Below are 16,205 nucleotides of genomic sequence, written 5' to 3' on the forward strand. Positions count from 1 at the left end.
ATCAAGAAACTAAAAACTGATTAAAACTAGAGATTCAATTAGTTGAAACTAATTCATCATAATGTGCTAATTTAAGGGATTAAAATTTAGCGCAAAAAAGGAAATGGAATTATAGCTATAAAAGCTTAAGGAGAGATAAAAATTAAAAGGGAAATAAAAAGAAACTTGTTAAATTACTCCCAGCGTTTATAATCACAAGCAATACCTAAACTATCGCACCATTTTCCTATTAATAAATTCTCAATTTCCTCCATACTCCGCCCAGCATAATACCCAAAAATAGGCGGTGCTATCACCACGCCTAAATGAGAGAGCTTTAACATATTCTCTAGCATTATTGCACTAAGGGGCATTTCTCTAACTCCTAAAAGCAATTTGCGCTTCTCTTTTATCACCACACTTGCTGCACGCAATAGCAAAGTATCGCTAATCCCGCACGCAATTTTTGCTAGCACATCGCTTGAACAAGGAATCACCGCCATCGCCTCACACACAAAAGACCCACTTGCAATACACGCCCCTAAATCTTCATCATCTAGCAATTTTAGATTCCAAATTTTTTTAAAATCAAACTCCCCCACACCCTCTTCAAGCCTTAAAACTTCCCTAGCACCCTTTGTCATCACGCAATATTTTTCAATCTCACACGGCAGAGATTTTAAAAATTTTAAGCCAAGCCCTGCCCCACTTGCTCCGCTAATCCCTATAATCACGCGCTTCATAACAATTTCCCCTTGCCTTCTGCTAAAATTTCCACTTCATAAGTCTTTTTGCCATTCCTATCATCAATCTCTCGCGCCTTTATAACATCGCCCACAGCGGCGTCCTTTTGCGCTTCAAGCGTAAATTCTAGCAACACCCCATTTTCTACCACGCTAATTAAAATCCTATCCCCCTTTTTTACCACACGCTTTGGAATTAGCCTATCTTGCGTGATTATCACATCTTTTGGCGTGTAAGAGCGCACTGCAACTCTCCCCATCTCACTCTCTTCCATTAAAGGACTGCTAATTTTCTCAAAAGGTATCCAAACTAAATGTGCATTCTTATAATTCACCCCATTTCTCCCACTAATAGGCTCACTGCTTTGGATTGCTTGAAGTTTTGCGTCAATGACATATTTAAAATACACTTTCCGATTCCTTATTTGCGTCCCCCTTTGCTCCCCTACAACAATGTCAAAACTCCCTGTATTGCGCTTTAGCAGCTTTGCGGGAAAATCAATAGACTTAATCGCATCTTCTTTAAAATCCACAGGCGTGATTTGCTCTAAATGGATTGCTTCAATTTGGATATTATTCTTTTTGTATTCTTTTAACAACTCGCTTAAGATATAATTCTTAATCCCCTTTTGCTCCCCACCAAACGCACGCTTAAAGGTAATAATAGGCACTTCAGCACCAACCACAATGCCTTCATTTTCAAAAGCCTTAATAATTTGACTACTTTTAACCTGATAATTATTAGAGCTAGTTGGAATCTTAAAAAGCAAAAAATCCTCTACAATCCCTTCAAACAAGTCCTTTGCATACACTTCTTCATTTTTAAAGCGATATTCTTTTTTTAGCACAAAATAATCCAAGCCAAACGCACCATTGACGCACACTACACAGCATAAAAAGAGAATTATTTTTCGCATTTTTCTAATCTTATTTTTGAAATTCTAAGCGCATTGCTAACCACACTAAGCGAGCTTAATGCCATTGCCGCCCCAGCAAATGCGGGCTGTAAAACGATTCCAAAAAGGGGATACAGCACACCTGCAGCAATAGGAATTAACACAATATTATACACATAGGCAAAAAATAAATTTTCTTTAATATTGCGTAAAGTTACATTTGCAAGATCAAACACTTCCACAATCCCCCACAAATCATTTTTTAACAACAGCACATCACCCACTTCTTGCGCTAATTGCGTCGCATCAATAAAAGAGATTCCAAAACTTGCTTCCCTTAAGGCTAGAGCGTCATTAATCCCATCGCCCACAAAGCACACACCGCCCTTTTTAGCAAACTCCGCCACAATTTGCGCCTTTTGCACAGGCGCAATGGATGCAAAATACTCTCTAATCCCAAGCTCTTTTGCCACTTTTTCTACGCTTTGTGCGTTATCCCCACTTAAAATCACAGGAGTAATTGCGCGTTTTTTAAGCGCATTAATCGTAGCCTTTGCATTCTCTTTAATGGAATCTTGTAAATAAAACAGGGCTAAAAGCTCATTTTCTCTTGCTAGCGCAATGGCGTTTTCATTTTTTAGAGTGCTAACCTTAGCACAAGTTTCCACCCATTCTAATTGACCAAAATAATAAGACGCCCCTAAAATTTCGCCCTTAACACCCTTTGCAATTGTGTATTCCTTGCTCTCTAACTCTAGCATTTTAGATTCCTTTGTAAATTCTAAAATCGCCTTTGCGATTGGGTGGGGATTGTTGTGTTGCAAGGTTTTTGCTATGGATTTTACAAAATCTTCGCCCTTTTGCGTGAAAACCTTACATTCTTTAACCACAATCTCCCCCTTTGTCAGCGTGCCTGTTTTATCAAAGATAATGGTTTGAATTTGCCCTGCTTTTTCATAGATTTCTGGGCTTTTTATTAAAATCTCTAAGCCCTTAGCGCGCATACTAGCACACACGATGGCTAAAGGCGTCGCAAGCCCTAAAGCACAAGGACAAGAAATGACTAAAACACAAGCAGCAATGGATAGCGCAAAGGCTAAACCCTTCCCCAAAGCTAGCCACACCACAAACGCAAGCAGGCTAATTGCCACCACACTTGGCACAAACACACTTGCAATCTTATCTGCAATCCTTCCAATAGCGGGCTTTTGACTTTGGGATAACTCTAGCAAATCTAGCATTTCATACACAAAAAACGCATTGGCATCTTTAGTTGCTTCAATGGTAAGTTCCCCATTTAAAACCAAGCTCCCTCCAACAACTTCCGCCCCACTCTCTACAAGCTTTGGCAACTCTTCTCCATTAATATGCGCACTACTCACTTCCGCCTTGCCACTTAGCACCACGCCATCTAAGGGGATTTTCTCCCCACTTAAAACCAAGCACACATCGCCTTTTTGGATTCCATCTATGGCAACCCATTTTGTTAAATTGGATTCTAACTTTAGCCTTGCTTGTGTGGGGAGAATAGAAGCAAGCATTGCCACACCATCGCTTGCCCTTTTCTTCGCATTTGCCTTTAAATACTCCCCCACAAGCACAAAGCAAATCACAGCACTGCTTCCTTCAAAATAAAACCCATCCTCAAAATCAACACTCCCCCCTAAAGCAAACAAATACAAAGAATACACATACGCCACACTTGTGCCAAGTGCGATTAACACATTCATATCCGCTGATTTTGTCTTTAAAAAACTCTTAGCCCCCTTATAAAAAGGATACCCGCAATAAAACTGCACCACGCTTGCTAAGATAAGCTGTAAAGCACCACTCCAAGCACTATGGAATCCTCCCATATGCAAAAGAAAAATCCCTAAAAAAAGCGGAATCGCAACAAATAAGCGTTGCTTTAGTCCCTTAATATATGCCACTTCTTGCGCTTTAGAATCATCTAGGCTTGTAGGAAAACCATACGAAGTGATTAGGCTAGCAATCTCTTCTTTAGAAATCTTTGTGTTATCAAAAGCAATTTTAGAGTGCCCACTAATTGCGTTAATCTTAATGTTTGTGATAGAGGGAATCTTTTGCAAATTCTTTTCAATAGTAGCAGAACACGCACTACAATGCATTCCACTAATGTTTAGTTTCACAATCTCCATTTTATTCCTAAAAATAATTCAGTTTTAAATCTATAAGGCTATAATTGCACTCTTAAAATTTTAACAATTCTTTTATTTTTTTTGCAAGGCATAATGATGATTAACCGCAAAAAGATTTACAATCCAAACTCTCAAGAAGGCGTGAATGAACGCCGTATTTTTGGAGGGAATCCTACAAGTATTTTTGAACTAAATAAAATCAAATACCAGTGGGCTTATAATCTTTGGAAAATAATGCTTGCAAACTCTTGGTTTCCAGAAGAAGTCAATATGACACAAGATAAACGCGATTATTCTGATGGCTTAACACCAGAAGAGAAAGTTGGCTATGACAGAGCCTTAGCGCAACTCATCTTTATGGATTCCTTACAAACAAATAATTTAATTGATAATGTCAATCCCTATGTTACAAGCCCAGAAATCAACTTAATTTTAGTGCGACAAGCTTTTGAAGAAGCCTTGCATTCCCAAAGCTATGCAGTAATGGTAGAATCCATTTCTGCAAACACAGATGAAATTTATGAAATGTGGCGCACAGACATTCAACTCAAAAGCAAAAACAACTACATTGCCAATGTCTATGAAGAGCTCTCTGTAAATCCCACAGAATCCACATTATTGAAAGTAATGTTTGCCAATCAAATCTTAGAAGGAATTTATTTTTATAGTGGATTTGCCTTTTTTTACACCCTTGCAAGAAGCGGAAAAATGCTAGGCAGTGCGCAAATGATTCGCTTTATCCAGCGCGATGAAGTTACACATCTCTTGTTATTCCAAAATATGATCAATTCCTTAAAAAAAGAATCTCCCCATCTTTTTACCAAAGATTTAATTGATGAAGTGATTGAAATGTTTAGAGAAGCAGTGCGTGTAGAATCCGCTTGGGGAGATTACATCACGCAAGGGCAAATTTTAGGGCTTACTAGTGAGATTATCCAAGAATATATCCGTTATCTTGCAGATAGTCGTTTAAAACGCGTGGGGCTACCAGCTCTTTATAACGCAAGGCATCCGATGAAATGGGTAGATGCTTTTAGCTCATTTAACGAACAAAAGACAAATTTCTTTGAAGGAAATGTTACAAATTACGCAAAAGGGAGTATTAATTTTGATGATTTCTAAGCAACTTTATTCTTTGCAGATAAAAACAAAACAAAATTTTGAAGAAAATTTGGAACATTTGCGGAATCTTATTATCCAATGCAGAGGTGATTCCATTATTCTAGCTCCAGAAGTGTGCTTGACAAACTTTTGCTACCAAAGAATGGATGAAGCAAGTGAATTTGCAAAAGAAGCGACAAAAACCCTACTTGCATTATCAAGCGATCGCACAATTATTACAACAATGATTGAAAAATACCGCAAGGGCTTTTACAATAATTTAAAGGTTTTTCACAAAGGTGAATTGCTCCATAAACAAAGCAAACACAAACTCTTTCCGCTAGGCAATGAGCATTTGCATTTTCAAAGTGGCGATATTGCCGAGATTGCGCCTTTTAAAATTGATGGATTAACTTGTGGGGCAATGAATTGCTTTGAATTGCGCTTTATTGAACTTTGGCAAAAACTTAAGGGCTGTGATTTGATTGTTGTTCCAGCGCAATGGGGAAAAGAGCGTAAAGATAACTTTGAAACACTCACAAAAGCCCTAGCAATCACAACACAAAGCTTTGTGCTTGCAAGCAGTAGCGCAAACGACACTTGCGCTAAAGGAAGTGGAATCATCACGCCTTTTGGCATTGCAACAACAGATGATAGCAAGGAAATGATTAGCTTAAAGGCTGATTTTAGCACCATTGCACAAGCGCGAAAATACATTAATATCGGATTAAACTAAAAGTGGAAGCATTAAAAACTGCTAATATGGTGCTTGAGATTTCTAAGCGTTTTCCCCTTAGCCTACCAACTGAAAAGGCATTTTTAAGTATTAATCGTGAAATTTTTGTTCCCAATGGCTTTAAGCACCTAGCATACGCCCTTGATGCATTGCCTATGGGGGCGAGTCAGTGGATTAGCTCCCCCTTAACTGTGGCTAAAATGACAGAATTTTTACAACCAGAGGGAGCGGATTCTGTGCTAGAAATTGGCTGTGGAAGTGGCTATCAAGCAGCAATTTTAAGTAAAATTATCCGCCGTGTTTTTAGCATTGAACGCATTGAAAAACTTTGGCTTGAAGCAAGGGGGCGCATTAAACTCTGCAACATCTACAATATCAATACAAAGCTTGATGATGGGCAAAATGGCTGGGCTACCTTTGCTCCTTATGATAGAATCTTATTTTCTGCTTCTACAAAAGAGATTCCCCAAAGTCTTATTAACCAACTCAATGAAGGCGGAATCCTAGTTGCTCCAATGCTAATTAATCAAGCACAAATCATCACGCGCTTTAAAAAACAAAACGGAATCCTAACACAAAAAGAAGAGCTTGAACGCTGTGTGTTTGTGCCTGTTGTGAATGGATTAGAGCGGAATTAGTTGTTGGGTTTATAAGAGAGTTTAAGCCTTCCACGCAAGAAAGCATCTTTAAAAAGGGGGATAAACAGAAAACTTTCTTTGCAGTGGAAAGCAGTTGTGATTATAGCACAATAGAAACAAAAAATCGCTATAATTTAGCGATTGTCAATTTTCTCTGGATATAAATCGTGGTTTAGCAAGCGGTATTCTGCCATTTGCGCATATTTTGTATTTGGGATTCCATAGTTTGCATAAGGATCAATGCTAATCCCACCACGCGGAGTAAATTTCCCTCACACTTCTAAATAGCGTGGTTGCATTAACTCTACTAAGTCATTTAGAATTATATTGACGCAATCTTCGTGGAATCCTCCGTGATTACGGAAGCTAAAAAGTAAAGCTTGAGCGATTTGGATTCTACCATTTTAAGCTCTGGAATGTAGCTAATATAAATTGTAGCAAAGTCTGGTTGCCCTGCGATTGGACAAAGCTTGTAAATTCTGGGCAATTAAATTTTACAAAGTAATCGCGCCCTTTGTGCTTATTTTTAAAGGTTTCTAAAAGATTCTTATCATAGCTGAACACATATTGCGTGCGAGCACTTAAATGCTTTAGGGATTCCATTTATTTAACCAAAGAAAGGCAATTTTAGTGATGCGCTAATCACAAGTGCATTAATGATGTCAATAAAAAACGCACCCACAAGCGGCACAACAATAAATGCTGTGTGGCTTGCTCCATAGTGCTGTGTTACTGTTTGCATATTTACCATTGCCGTTGGTGTAGCTCCTAGTCCAAATCCACAATGCCCTGCTGCAAGCACGACTGCATCATAATCTTTGCCGCAAAACCTAAAGGTAATAAAAACCGCATAAAGCACCATCAACACAACTTGGCACGCAAGGATAACTAGCATAGGAATCGCTAAAGAAACGAGTTGCCAAAGGTTGATTGTCATTAGCGCAAATGCTAAGAATAGCGATAGGCTAACATTTCCAATCACTGAAACTTCTCTATCAAAGACTTGATGCATTTTTGTTGCCTGTAAGACATTGCGCAAAATTACACCCATAAACAAACACCATACAAATGTTGGTAGAGTGAAGCCTTTGCCTTGTGCGTATGCTGCAATTTCTGTTCCGATATAGAGTGCAATCACAATTAACGCTAAGGATTCTACAAAAGAAGTTGCGGTAATTAAGCGTTCTTTTTCTGGTTTTTCAAAGCCTGTTGGGACTTCTTCTTGAGAGCTTATTGAAGGAAGCGTTAAATTGTGCTTTTTGATGAGATAATGCGCTACTGGACCACCAATTAGTCCGCCCATTACAAGTCCAAATGTCGCGCTTGCTATTGCCACTTCTGTTGCTGCGCTAAAATTATAAGGGGGATTTTTGAAAATATCTGCCCACGCTGCACCTGTGCCGTGTCCTCCACTCATTGTAACAGAGCCACCTAAAAGTCCAATTGCTGGATCTACTCCTAGGAGTGTCGCTACACTAATGCCCACGATATTTTGCAAAAAGAGCAATCCTGTAACGATAAACAAAAATCCTATTAAGATTTTTCCTCCTTTTTTAAGGGAAGCAAAATCTGCACTTAAGCCAATACTTGTAAAAAATGCAAGCATTAAAGGATCTTTTAAAGAGCTGTCAAACTTTAATTCAATTTTACCATAAGTGTAAAGGATAAAAATCAAAATCGCAATAATGATTCCGCCAACTACGGGTTCTGGAATATTATAATCGCGCAAAAATTGACTGCGATTAATGATAAGTCGTCCAAGAAGCAAAACAAAAACCATAGCAAGCAAGGTTGCGTAAAAATTAAATGTTAAAACCATAGACAAACCTTTCTATTAAGATTAAATGGCATTTTAAAGCAACATTAATTAGAAACGCATAAGAAGTTCAAGGATTATATATTTTTTGTGTATTATTGTATCAATGCAGATAAAATGAGAATAAAAGTAGCATTTAGAATCCAAAAAAGGATTCCAAATAAAGAGTTTTAATTACGCAAGCTGTGCTCTTAGCATCCAAACAGCTTTTTCTAAACTTGCTATTTTTTCGTCTGCTAATGCAACGCTTGCTTTATCATTGACTGCACCTGCGGTATCTGAAAGCTCCTTAAAAGCTTGTAAAAAATATTCATAATCTGGCAAAATTTTTGTAAGGATTGTTTTAGAATCAAAACAAGTTGCACTATCTTCTTGGATTCTGCTTGTTGCTAGCATATCTTTTAGTGTAACAAAGGGTTTTTCTCCTATTTGCAAAATGCGCTCTGCGACATCATCCATTTGTTTTGCGATTCCATTATACATTTCTTCTAATGCTCTATGGACAGGGTAGAAATCCCCACCTTTAACATTCCAATGGTAATTGTGTAGCTTAATGTAAAACACAGCAGAATCTGCTTGAATTTGTTTTAGACTTTGGGTAACTTTATGCATCATTTCTCCTTTAATTTTGATTCCAAAATTTTATTCCAAAGAATCTTAAAAGAAAATTATTATCCTTTAGAATCTTGTGTTTGTAAATCTGCGGTTAGAACTAACCTCCTGTTTGGTAAAAGGCGCGCTTGGAAATCGCATTTGCATTCCAATCATTTTTCTCTGGTTTTGTGGAGATGCAGAGTTTTAGGCGTTCTAAAATTTCTTGTGTGTTACCTTCTAACATTGCCTCTTTAACGCTGATTGCATTTTCGTGGTAAAGGCAGGGGATAAGTTTACCTTCACTGCTTAGACGAATACGATTGCAGGTTTTACAAAAGTCATCATTATGGGGAGCAATCACTCCAAAAATATAATCTTGCTCTAAAGCACAATTTAACTTCTGTTTGATTTCTTTTTGTGGAATCTTAAAAAGCACTGCTGGTCCAAAAGTTTCTTTATTGAAAAGTTGCACTTGGTATTTTTTGCGGATATACTCTAAAATCTCAGCTAGCTTTAAGCCCCTTATTTCGCTCCTTGCGTGCGTATTTTCCATAAACTCAATATAACGCACCATCACACCTAAACCTATGGCGTATTCTAAAATCTCTACAATTTCAGAGTCATTAATTCCCCGTAGTGGCACCATATTAAGCTTAATCTTTAAGCCTGCTTTGCGTGCGCTTTGAATGCCAAGTAGAATCTTATCTAATCCATCTCTTTTAGAGATGCACTTAATATGTTCTTTGTTTAAGGAGTCTAGGGAAATGTTAATGCGCTTTAATCCAGCATTTTTTAAGTCTTGTGCTATGGGAGCTAGCAAAAAGGCGTTTGTCGTTAGGGCAATATCAATATGGGGAGCGATTTTACAAATATTAGCGATAAATTCCACAATTTTAGAGCGCAAAAGTGGCTCTCCCCCTGTGATTCTAATTTTCTTTACCCCTGCATTAATGGCAACTTGAATAAAATTTAAAATAGCATCTAAGGGCACATCTTGGGTTTCATTGCCTATATCCATCGGAGTATTTGGCATACAATAAGCGCAGCGGAAATTGCAGCGTTCTGTTACGCTAATGCGCATATAATCAATGGTTCTACCAAAGCTATCAACTAGCACACACGCTCCTTGTTTGGAATTATGGAATCATACAAAAAATATGATTTTGTGAAAATTTATATGTGCGCATTTCTTTGGTAAAATACGCATTCTAATAAAAGTTGGAATCGTAAATGTGGCAAGGCTTTAAGAGAGCTTTAACTTTATATTAAGGGAGAGTTATGGCGGATGAGGAAAAGACAGAAGCTCCTACGGGGCGGAGAATACAAAAGGCACGCGAAGAAGGCAATGTCATTAAAAGCCCTGATGTCAATGCGTTTTTAGGGCTTGTTGTGGGCTTGGCTTTAGTGTTTTTGTGTTTTAATTTTTGGGTGCGTGGGCTTGGCGGTGTGTTTGAGCAAATCTATCAAGGCTTCTCCCAAGAATTTACGCGTTCAAATGCGATGTCCCTAACCCTATCTTTAATGTTTCAAGTGCTGTATTTGCTAGCACCTATTTTTGGGGCTTTGATGTTAATAGGTGTGATTGCAAATATTTCTCAAAGTGGCTTTTTGCTAACAACTAAAGCCATCCAACCCAAGCTTCAAAAGCTAAATTTCATTATGGGATTAAAAAATCTCATCACATTAAAAAAGTTATTAGATGGCTTTTTGATTACCTTTAAGGTGCTTACGGCATTTGTGATTGCTTTTTTTGTATTTCTTGGCTTTATGCACGAGCTAACAACCATTGCACTCCTTCCGCTTGGAGATCAAATGCTATGGTTTAGGGATAAGGCAATTGTTTTAATTGGAATCCTTTTAGCATTTTTTTTGGTAATGGCAAGTGTGGACTATATGATTAAGCGGTATCAATATTTTAAATCATTGCGTATGAGCAAGCAGGAAGTCAAAGATGAATTTAAAAACCAAGAAGGGGACCAACAAGTTAAGGGAAAAATCCGCTCTTTAATGTTTCAAGCAGCAAGAAAAAGAATGCTACAAAATATCCCAAGTGCTGATGTGGTAGTAACAAACCCAACGCATTATGCGGTGGCGTTGCGCTATGATAATCAAAAAGAGCGTGCGCCACGCGTGCTTGCTAAAGGGGTAGATTTCCTAGCCCAACGCATTAAAGAAATCGCCACAGAACACGCAATTCCTATCATAGAAAACCCACCGCTTGCAAGGGCATTGTATAAAGATGTTGAACTTGATAAAGAGATTCCAGAATCACTTTATCAAGCAATGGTAAATGTGCTGCTTGAAGTGCAACGCATCAATGATGGGCGTAAAAGTGCGTAAGGATAAGTTAAATATTACTACAATGTAAAACACGCTAGAATACGCTAACATTATCTTATAATAAATGATTACAAGGGGCTAAAATGAGTGCTTTTGAAACCATCATTGGACTTGAAGTGCATGTCCAGCTTAATACAAAAACAAAAATCTTCTGTTCTTGCGCAACAAGTTTTGGGGATAACCCTAATAAAAATGTTTGTCCAACTTGTTTGGGCTTGCCCGGTGCTTTGCCTGTATTAAATCGCGAAGTTGTAAAAAAGGCAATTAGCTTTGGTGTGGCAATTAATGCCAAGATTAACCAAAATTCTGTATTTGCGCGTAAAAATTATTTTTATCCGGATTTACCAAAGGCATATCAAATCAGTCAATTTGAGATTCCAATTGTGGGGCGTGGAGAGATTGAAATTAAAATGAATGGTGCAAAAAAAATCATTGGCGTAACGCGTGCGCATATGGAAGAAGATGCAGGGAAAAATATCCACGAAGGGCAGTTTTCTAAAGTGGATTTAAACCGCGCTTGCACACCGCTTTTAGAGATTGTAAGTGAGCCGGATATGCGTAGTAGTGATGAAGCCATTGCTTATCTTAAAAAGTTGCACTCTATTGTGCGCTTTCTTGGAATTAGTGATGCAAATATGCAAGAGGGCAGTTTCCGTTGTGATGCGAATGTTTCTATTCGCCCAAAAGGGGATTCTAAGCTTTATACGCGCGTAGAAATTAAGAATCTAAATTCCTTTAAATTTATCCAAAAGGCAATAGAATACGAAGTGGAGCGGCAAATTGTTGCGTGGGAGGATGGCAAGTATGAAGCACAAGTTGTGCAAGAAACACGGCTTTTTGACACAACAAAAGGCACAACGCGCTCAATGCGTGGCAAAGAGGAAGCAGCAGATTATCGCTACTTCCCTGACCCTGATTTGCTCCCTGTGTTTATTGATGAAGCATTAATGCGCGAGGGTAAAGAGATTCCAGAAATGCCCGATGAGAAAAGAGAACGCTATATCCGTGATTTTGGGATTAAAGCAAGTGATGCAAGCGTATTAACAAATGAACTTGAAATGGCATTGTATTTTGAATCTATGCTTGATTTTGGAGCAAGCGCAAAAGGTGCGGTAACTTGGCTTACAACAGAACTTTTGGGGCGACTAAAAGGAGAGAATACTTTACAAAATTGTGGGATAGAATCTAGCGTGCTTGCAACTTTGGTTAAACGCATTGATGCAGGCAAAATTAGTGGAAAAAGTGGCAAAGAAATTTTAGATGTTCTTGTAGAAAAACGCGGTGGTGATGTGGATTCTTTGATTTCTGCAATGGGATTAGAGCAGGTTAATGATGAGGGAGCAATTTTAAGCGTGATTGATTCTGTGTTGCAGGCTAATGCAGACAAGGTTGTTGAATATAAAAATGGAAAAGATAAGCTTTTTGGATTCTTTGTAGGGCAGGTGATGAAAAATGCTAAGGGAGTAAATCCTGCTCGTGTGAATGAACTTTTAAAAGAGAAGTTGCAATAAAGCTAAAATATGGAATCCAAAACACTAGGAAAAAAAGAATACTCTAAGCTTGCAAGGCGTGATTTTTTTACACCTTATTTGCTAGGACTTTCGTTTTTGCCTTTGTTGCTTGCATTTTTATTGTTCTGTGGAATCCTTATATGGCGCAAATTTGTATGTGGTATTGTATGAGTTTTTGCGCGTGGATTTTGGCTTTAGTAGCACTTGGTTGGCGTGGGCTGTGATAAAAATTTTTGTGGCGATGTTTCTTATGAGAGTTTAAGGTTGGCACAAAAAGGCAAGATTAAAAGTGTGATTATTCCACTTTCTTTGATAAATCTTATTCCCATTGTTGGTTTTTTCTCCTATGTGTATGCGCTAAGTGTGCTTACACATTTATTTTTTTGATATAAAATTAAAGGAAGATTATGGAAATGCAAATGCAAATTGAGCGTGCAGTTTTAAGCTCAATCCTTTTTGATTCTGAACGCTTAGACACACTAGCAGAGTTACTAGCTCCTGAAGATTTCTCTTATGCACCCCATAAAAACATTTTTTTTGCAATGTTAGAGTTACACCGCACCGATCGCCCCATTGATGAAGAGTTTATTTTAAAGCTTTCTACAAAAGCTCGCCCTATTCCACAAGAAGAGCTTTTAAATGTGCTAACAACAAGCCCAATTGGAAATGTGAAAGCCTATGCAGATGAAATCCGCAATGCTTCCATCAAGCGTAAATTGCATTCTTTTGCAACTAAAATTCAAGAATCAACAAGCGATGAAAATTCTAACACACAAGAGATAATGGATTATCTCCAAAGTGAGCTTTATAAAATCACAAATGTGCAACAAAGCCGTGATTTTAGAAGTGCCAAGGAAATCTCAGAGGCCACAATGGAATATATCAATAAAATGAAGGCGCGCGGAAATCATTTGCTAATTGGTGTGGATACAGGATTTACAAGTTTAAATAAAATAACAACGGGTTTTGGTAACGGAGATTTAATCATTGTTGCAGCACGCCCTGCAATGGGCAAAACAACGCTTGTGTTAAATATGTCGCAAAAAGCATTAGACACAGGGCGCGGAGTGGCGTTTTTTAGTCTTGAAATGCCAGCAGAACAATTAATGCTAAGAATGCTTGCAGCCAAAACTTCTATTGCTTTACAGGATTTGCGTGTAGGGAATTTGCAAGATGATGAGTGGAGGAATCTCTCATATGCCGTAGATGTGATGAGTAAGGCACCGCTTTTTATTGATGATAATAGCATCCTAACAATCCATCAGCTACGCACAAAACTCCGTAAAATTAAGTCCAAGCATCCAGAAATTGGACTTGCTGTGGTTGATTATTTGCAGTTGATGAGTGGGGCAAGCAACAGGGATAGACATCAAGAAGTGAGTGAAATTAGCCGTGGGCTAAAAATGATAGCAAGAGAATTAGAGATTCCTATTATTGCGCTCTCACAACTTAATAGAAGCCTTGAGTCAAGAAGCGATAGGCGTCCTATGCTCTCAGATTTAAGAGAGTCAGGCTCTATTGAGCAGGATGCAGATATTATTTTGTTTGTGTATCGTGATGCAGTGTATAAGCTAAAAGATGAGAAAGAGAAAGAAGAAGCCTTTAAAAAAGAGGGTAAAGAGTATAAAAGCACTTTTGTGTTCAAAAATGAAGAGGAAGCAGAGATAATCATTGGCAAACAGCGCAATGGTCCAACAGGTATGGTAAAGCTTGTGTTCCAAAAGCATTGCACGCGCTTTATTGATACAAGCGATTCAATGTCAGCATTGCAAATTACATTTGAAAATGCAGAAACAACACAGACAAAATTCATTCCCCCACAAGATGATGGACAAGGGGATAAAATAGAAGTGCCATTTATTTAGATTTTATATTTGCGATTCCAACTTTTTTGGGAAGTTTTTGGACTTTTAGAGTTTTTTGCTAATTTTTTTCAACGCTTTGCGTAAGGCTTTAATTCGCTTTTTTGGAATCATTATGGATTGTTCGTTTTGTGTAGCATCCCTTAGTGTGTCATTAACATTAACTTTGATAGTAACCGCTCCTGTGTCTTTGCTATCTTGGTTAGGAAGATCAAAGGCGGAGACTTCAATAGTGCCTTTTTTTAAAAGGCTACTCTTTAAGGGGATTGTATAAGAGAGTTTTTTAATTTTTTGTCGCATTGTTTTCCTTTATTTATGTGAGCAAGTTGTAGCAAATTTTTAAGTTTTTTTTAACATTTTTTTTAAAAGTGCTTGTAATTTTAACCAATCATTAAGCGGTAAGAGCGGATGTCCTGAAAACTTCCCATTTGCAGGCAGACTCTTTGAAATCGCTCCGCGCGCTCCTACTTGCGTGAAGTCGCCAATGTGCAAATGCCCAGCACTTCCGCATTGCCCCCCCAAAACAACATTGCGTCCTGTTGAGGTAGAGCCTGAAATGCCTGCTTGTGAAACGATGATGGAAAATTCGCCAATGTTACAATTATGCGCAATTTGCACAAGGTTATCAATCTTCGTGCCTTGCTTGATGCGCGTTTCACCAAAGACAGCCCTGTCGATTGTTGTGTTTGCGCCAATTTCCACATCATTTTCAAGCACGGCTTTGCCATTGTGATAAATTTTAATATGCCTTCCATCTTTGGTGTGTGCATAGCCAAAACCATCGCTTCCAATCACGCTATTTGCGTGGATTCTAACATTATCTCCTAGCTCACAATGATTATAAATGCAAACTCCGGGGAATAACACACAATTTGATCCGATTTTGACATTTTCCCCAATGCTTACATTTGCTAAAATCACACAATTTTCCCCTATCTCGCTACCATTGCCAATGGCTACATTGCTAGCAATTTGCGCGCTTTTAGCAATTTTTGGTGGAGTTGCGCTATTAAAAAGTGGCGCGGCAAAGCATTCTGTAAGATAAGCCATTCCAAGGTAGGGGCTTTCACACACAAGCGCAAAGGCGGAAGTTGGAATCACATTTAAATGTTCTTTGCGTGTTAAAACTGCTTTTGCTTTTGTTGTTTTAATCTCTTCAATGTATTGATCTTTTTCTAAAAAAGTGATGGAGTTGCAAGTGGCATTTTGTGGCGATTCTAGGTTGATTATCAAATTGGAATCCAAAAAATTAGAATGCGCTTGCCACTTCCCATTATGATAGCACATTACGCATTCTAGGACATCTTTATCCTTTAAAAGCGCGACAATCTCTTTTAGCTCCATACTTTCCCTTTAATTATTAGACTCAATCGCTAGGATTCCGCTACGGGTAATGTCTTTTGGTTTATGGATTTTTAGCGCATTTAGAAGTGTATTAATGCGTGCGTGCGTATCGCAGGCAATAAAAATGGAACATTTTTCATTTGCTTCTAAAAGCCTTCCATTAAAGCCATTAAAGAGTGTGCTAATTGCGCTTAAATTGCAATCTGCATTGAATTTTACAAGCAAAGATTCCTGCTCAATAATCTGCTCATCTTCAAGCACTTTTAGCACAGGGATGAGCTTGTGGAGTTGCTTAAGGATTTGCTCTAGCACCTTATCATCTCCCTTTGTGGCAATGGTTATGCGCGAAAGGTTGGAATCCAAAATGGGTGCAACACTTAGAGATTCTATATTATAACCGCGTCCTGCAAAAAGCCCGCTAATGCGCGATAAAACGCCGTGTTCATTGAGCACTGTTACGGTGATTATGCGTTTGATTTGCATTGC

The 16,205-nt window shown here is 38.2% G+C and carries 16 protein-coding genes and 1 pseudogene; 7 read left to right on the top strand and 10 right to left on the bottom strand.

Annotated elements, in window-relative coordinates; all coding sequences use genetic code 11:
• Positions 1 to 173: 173 nt before the first annotated feature.
• Genes MRZ19_RS04910 through MRZ19_RS04920 form a run of 3 tightly spaced genes read right to left on the bottom strand, consistent with a single transcriptional unit; the run spans position 174 to position 3,777 of the window.
• A complete protein-coding gene (locus MRZ19_RS04910) occupies positions 174 to 722 on the bottom strand; it encodes a UbiX family flavin prenyltransferase (protein WP_291030936.1) in 549 nt (182 codons plus the stop codon).
• Positions 719 to 1,639, bottom strand: a complete 921-nt coding sequence (locus MRZ19_RS04915; RefSeq protein WP_291030938.1) for a flagella basal body P-ring formation protein FlgA — start codon at positions 1,637 to 1,639, stop codon at positions 719 to 721. The genes MRZ19_RS04910 and MRZ19_RS04915 overlap by 4 nt, the downstream gene beginning before the upstream one ends.
• The gene (locus MRZ19_RS04920; RefSeq protein WP_291030940.1) at positions 1,627 to 3,777 is read right to left on the bottom strand and encodes a cation-translocating P-type ATPase; all 2,151 of its coding nucleotides are present in this window, start codon (positions 3,775 to 3,777) and stop codon (positions 1,627 to 1,629) included. Before MRZ19_RS04920 ends, MRZ19_RS04915 begins: the two co-directional genes overlap by 13 nt.
• Before the next feature lie 93 nt (positions 3,778 to 3,870).
• On the opposite strand from MRZ19_RS04920, the gene MRZ19_RS04925 reads away from it, so the two are divergent.
• From MRZ19_RS04925 to MRZ19_RS04935, 3 genes are read left to right on the top strand one after another with little or no spacing between them, the layout of a single operon-like run.
• Complete coding sequence (locus tag MRZ19_RS04925) at positions 3,871 to 4,899, top strand: ribonucleotide-diphosphate reductase subunit beta (protein WP_291030942.1); 1,029 nt, start codon at positions 3,871 to 3,873, stop codon at positions 4,897 to 4,899.
• Entirely contained in the window at positions 4,889 to 5,614 is a 726-nt protein-coding gene (locus MRZ19_RS04930) for a carbon-nitrogen hydrolase family protein (RefSeq protein WP_291031026.1), read from the top strand. Before MRZ19_RS04925 ends, MRZ19_RS04930 begins: the two co-directional genes overlap by 11 nt.
• Before the next feature lie 2 nt (positions 5,615 to 5,616).
• On the top strand, positions 5,617 to 6,252 hold the full coding sequence (locus MRZ19_RS04935) for a protein-L-isoaspartate(D-aspartate) O-methyltransferase (RefSeq protein WP_291030944.1): 636 nt from the start codon (positions 5,617 to 5,619) through the stop codon (positions 6,250 to 6,252).
• 134 nt (positions 6,253 to 6,386) lie between these two features.
• On the opposite strand, the pseudogene queF reads toward MRZ19_RS04935, so the two are convergent.
• The 4 genes and pseudogenes from queF to moaA form a co-directional block, all read right to left on the bottom strand.
• Positions 6,387 to 6,855: pseudogene (gene queF, locus MRZ19_RS04940) on the bottom strand (preQ(1) synthase).
• Between the two features lie 4 nt (positions 6,856 to 6,859).
• Positions 6,860 to 8,071, bottom strand: a complete 1,212-nt coding sequence (gene gltS / locus MRZ19_RS04945) for a sodium/glutamate symporter (protein WP_291030946.1) — start codon at positions 8,069 to 8,071, stop codon at positions 6,860 to 6,862.
• Positions 8,072 to 8,242: 171 nt separating this feature from the next.
• Entirely contained in the window at positions 8,243 to 8,680 is a 438-nt protein-coding gene (locus MRZ19_RS04950) for a DNA starvation/stationary phase protection protein (protein WP_291031028.1), read from the bottom strand.
• Between the two features lie 100 nt (positions 8,681 to 8,780).
• The gene (gene moaA, locus MRZ19_RS04955) at positions 8,781 to 9,779 is read right to left on the bottom strand and encodes a GTP 3',8-cyclase MoaA (RefSeq protein WP_291030948.1); all 999 of its coding nucleotides are present in this window, start codon (positions 9,777 to 9,779) and stop codon (positions 8,781 to 8,783) included.
• A gap of 161 nt (positions 9,780 to 9,940) precedes the next feature.
• Here moaA and flhB point away from each other — a divergent pair, with 161 nt between their 5' ends.
• The 4 genes from flhB (at position 9,941) to MRZ19_RS04975 (ending at position 14,378) form a co-directional block, all read left to right on the top strand.
• Complete coding sequence (gene flhB, locus MRZ19_RS04960) at positions 9,941 to 11,002, top strand: flagellar biosynthesis protein FlhB (RefSeq protein ID WP_291030950.1); 1,062 nt, start codon at positions 9,941 to 9,943, stop codon at positions 11,000 to 11,002.
• Positions 11,003 to 11,085: 83 nt separating this feature from the next.
• A complete protein-coding gene (gene gatB / locus MRZ19_RS04965; protein ID WP_291030952.1) occupies positions 11,086 to 12,513 on the top strand; it encodes an Asp-tRNA(Asn)/Glu-tRNA(Gln) amidotransferase subunit GatB in 1,428 nt (475 codons plus the stop codon).
• Positions 12,514 to 12,522: 9 nt separating this feature from the next.
• Complete coding sequence (locus MRZ19_RS04970) at positions 12,523 to 12,684, top strand: hypothetical protein (protein ID WP_291030953.1); 162 nt, start codon at positions 12,523 to 12,525, stop codon at positions 12,682 to 12,684.
• 242 nt (positions 12,685 to 12,926) lie between these two features.
• Entirely contained in the window at positions 12,927 to 14,378 is a 1,452-nt protein-coding gene (locus MRZ19_RS04975) for a replicative DNA helicase (RefSeq protein ID WP_291031029.1), read from the top strand.
• A 45-nt stretch (positions 14,379 to 14,423) separates the two neighbouring features.
• Here MRZ19_RS04975 and MRZ19_RS04980 read toward each other — a convergent pair whose 3' ends face one another.
• The 3 genes from MRZ19_RS04980 to ilvN are packed head-to-tail and all read right to left on the bottom strand — an operon-like array spanning position 14,424 to position 16,202.
• Positions 14,424 to 14,675: a hypothetical protein gene (locus MRZ19_RS04980; protein ID WP_291030955.1), complete on the bottom strand. Its 252-nt coding sequence runs from the start codon at positions 14,673 to 14,675 to the stop codon at positions 14,424 to 14,426.
• Between the two features lie 39 nt (positions 14,676 to 14,714).
• Positions 14,715 to 15,719 (bottom strand): UDP-3-O-(3-hydroxymyristoyl)glucosamine N-acyltransferase, encoded by a 1,005-nt coding sequence (lpxD, locus tag MRZ19_RS04985; RefSeq protein ID WP_291030957.1) that lies wholly within the window; start codon positions 15,717 to 15,719, stop codon positions 14,715 to 14,717.
• A gap of 9 nt (positions 15,720 to 15,728) precedes the next feature.
• Positions 15,729 to 16,202, bottom strand: coding sequence for an acetolactate synthase small subunit (ilvN, locus tag MRZ19_RS04990; RefSeq protein WP_291030959.1), 474 nt, complete (start codon positions 16,200 to 16,202; stop codon positions 15,729 to 15,731).
• Positions 16,203 to 16,205: the final 3 nt, after the last annotated feature.

The organism is Helicobacter sp. (assembly GCF_022770205.1).
GTDB lineage: Bacteria > Campylobacterota > Campylobacteria > Campylobacterales > Helicobacteraceae > Helicobacter_D.

Excerpts from the sequence above, each read along its gene's own strand:
- MRZ19_RS04980 (WP_291030955.1), bottom strand. The coding sequence starts at position 14,675 with ATGCGACAAAAAATTAAAAAACTCTCTTATACAATCCCCTTAAAGAGT.
- MRZ19_RS04950 (WP_291031028.1), bottom strand. The coding sequence starts at position 8,680 with ATGCATAAAGTTACCCAAAGTCTAAAACAAATTCAAGCAGATTCTGCT.
- MRZ19_RS04975 (WP_291031029.1), top strand. The coding sequence starts at position 12,927 with ATGCAAATGCAAATTGAGCGTGCAGTTTTAAGCTCAATCCTTTTTGAT.
- lpxD (WP_291030957.1), bottom strand. The coding sequence starts at position 15,719 with ATGGAGCTAAAAGAGATTGTCGCGCTTTTAAAGGATAAAGATGTCCTA.
- MRZ19_RS04920 (WP_291030940.1), bottom strand. The coding sequence starts at position 3,777 with ATGGAGATTGTGAAACTAAACATTAGTGGAATGCATTGTAGTGCGTGT.
- MRZ19_RS04930 (WP_291031026.1), top strand. The coding sequence starts at position 4,889 with ATGATTTCTAAGCAACTTTATTCTTTGCAGATAAAAACAAAACAAAAT.
- gatB (WP_291030952.1), top strand. The coding sequence starts at position 11,086 with ATGAGTGCTTTTGAAACCATCATTGGACTTGAAGTGCATGTCCAGCTT.
- MRZ19_RS04925 (WP_291030942.1), top strand. The coding sequence starts at position 3,871 with ATGATGATTAACCGCAAAAAGATTTACAATCCAAACTCTCAAGAAGGC.
- MRZ19_RS04910 (WP_291030936.1), bottom strand. The coding sequence starts at position 722 with ATGAAGCGCGTGATTATAGGGATTAGCGGAGCAAGTGGGGCAGGGCTT.
- ilvN (WP_291030959.1), bottom strand. The coding sequence starts at position 16,202 with ATGCAAATCAAACGCATAATCACCGTAACAGTGCTCAATGAACACGGC.
- MRZ19_RS04970 (WP_291030953.1), top strand. The coding sequence starts at position 12,523 with ATGGAATCCAAAACACTAGGAAAAAAAGAATACTCTAAGCTTGCAAGG.
- MRZ19_RS04915 (WP_291030938.1), bottom strand. The coding sequence starts at position 1,639 with ATGCGAAAAATAATTCTCTTTTTATGCTGTGTAGTGTGCGTCAATGGT.
- flhB (WP_291030950.1), top strand. The coding sequence starts at position 9,941 with ATGGCGGATGAGGAAAAGACAGAAGCTCCTACGGGGCGGAGAATACAA.
- gltS (WP_291030946.1), bottom strand. The coding sequence starts at position 8,071 with ATGGTTTTAACATTTAATTTTTACGCAACCTTGCTTGCTATGGTTTTT.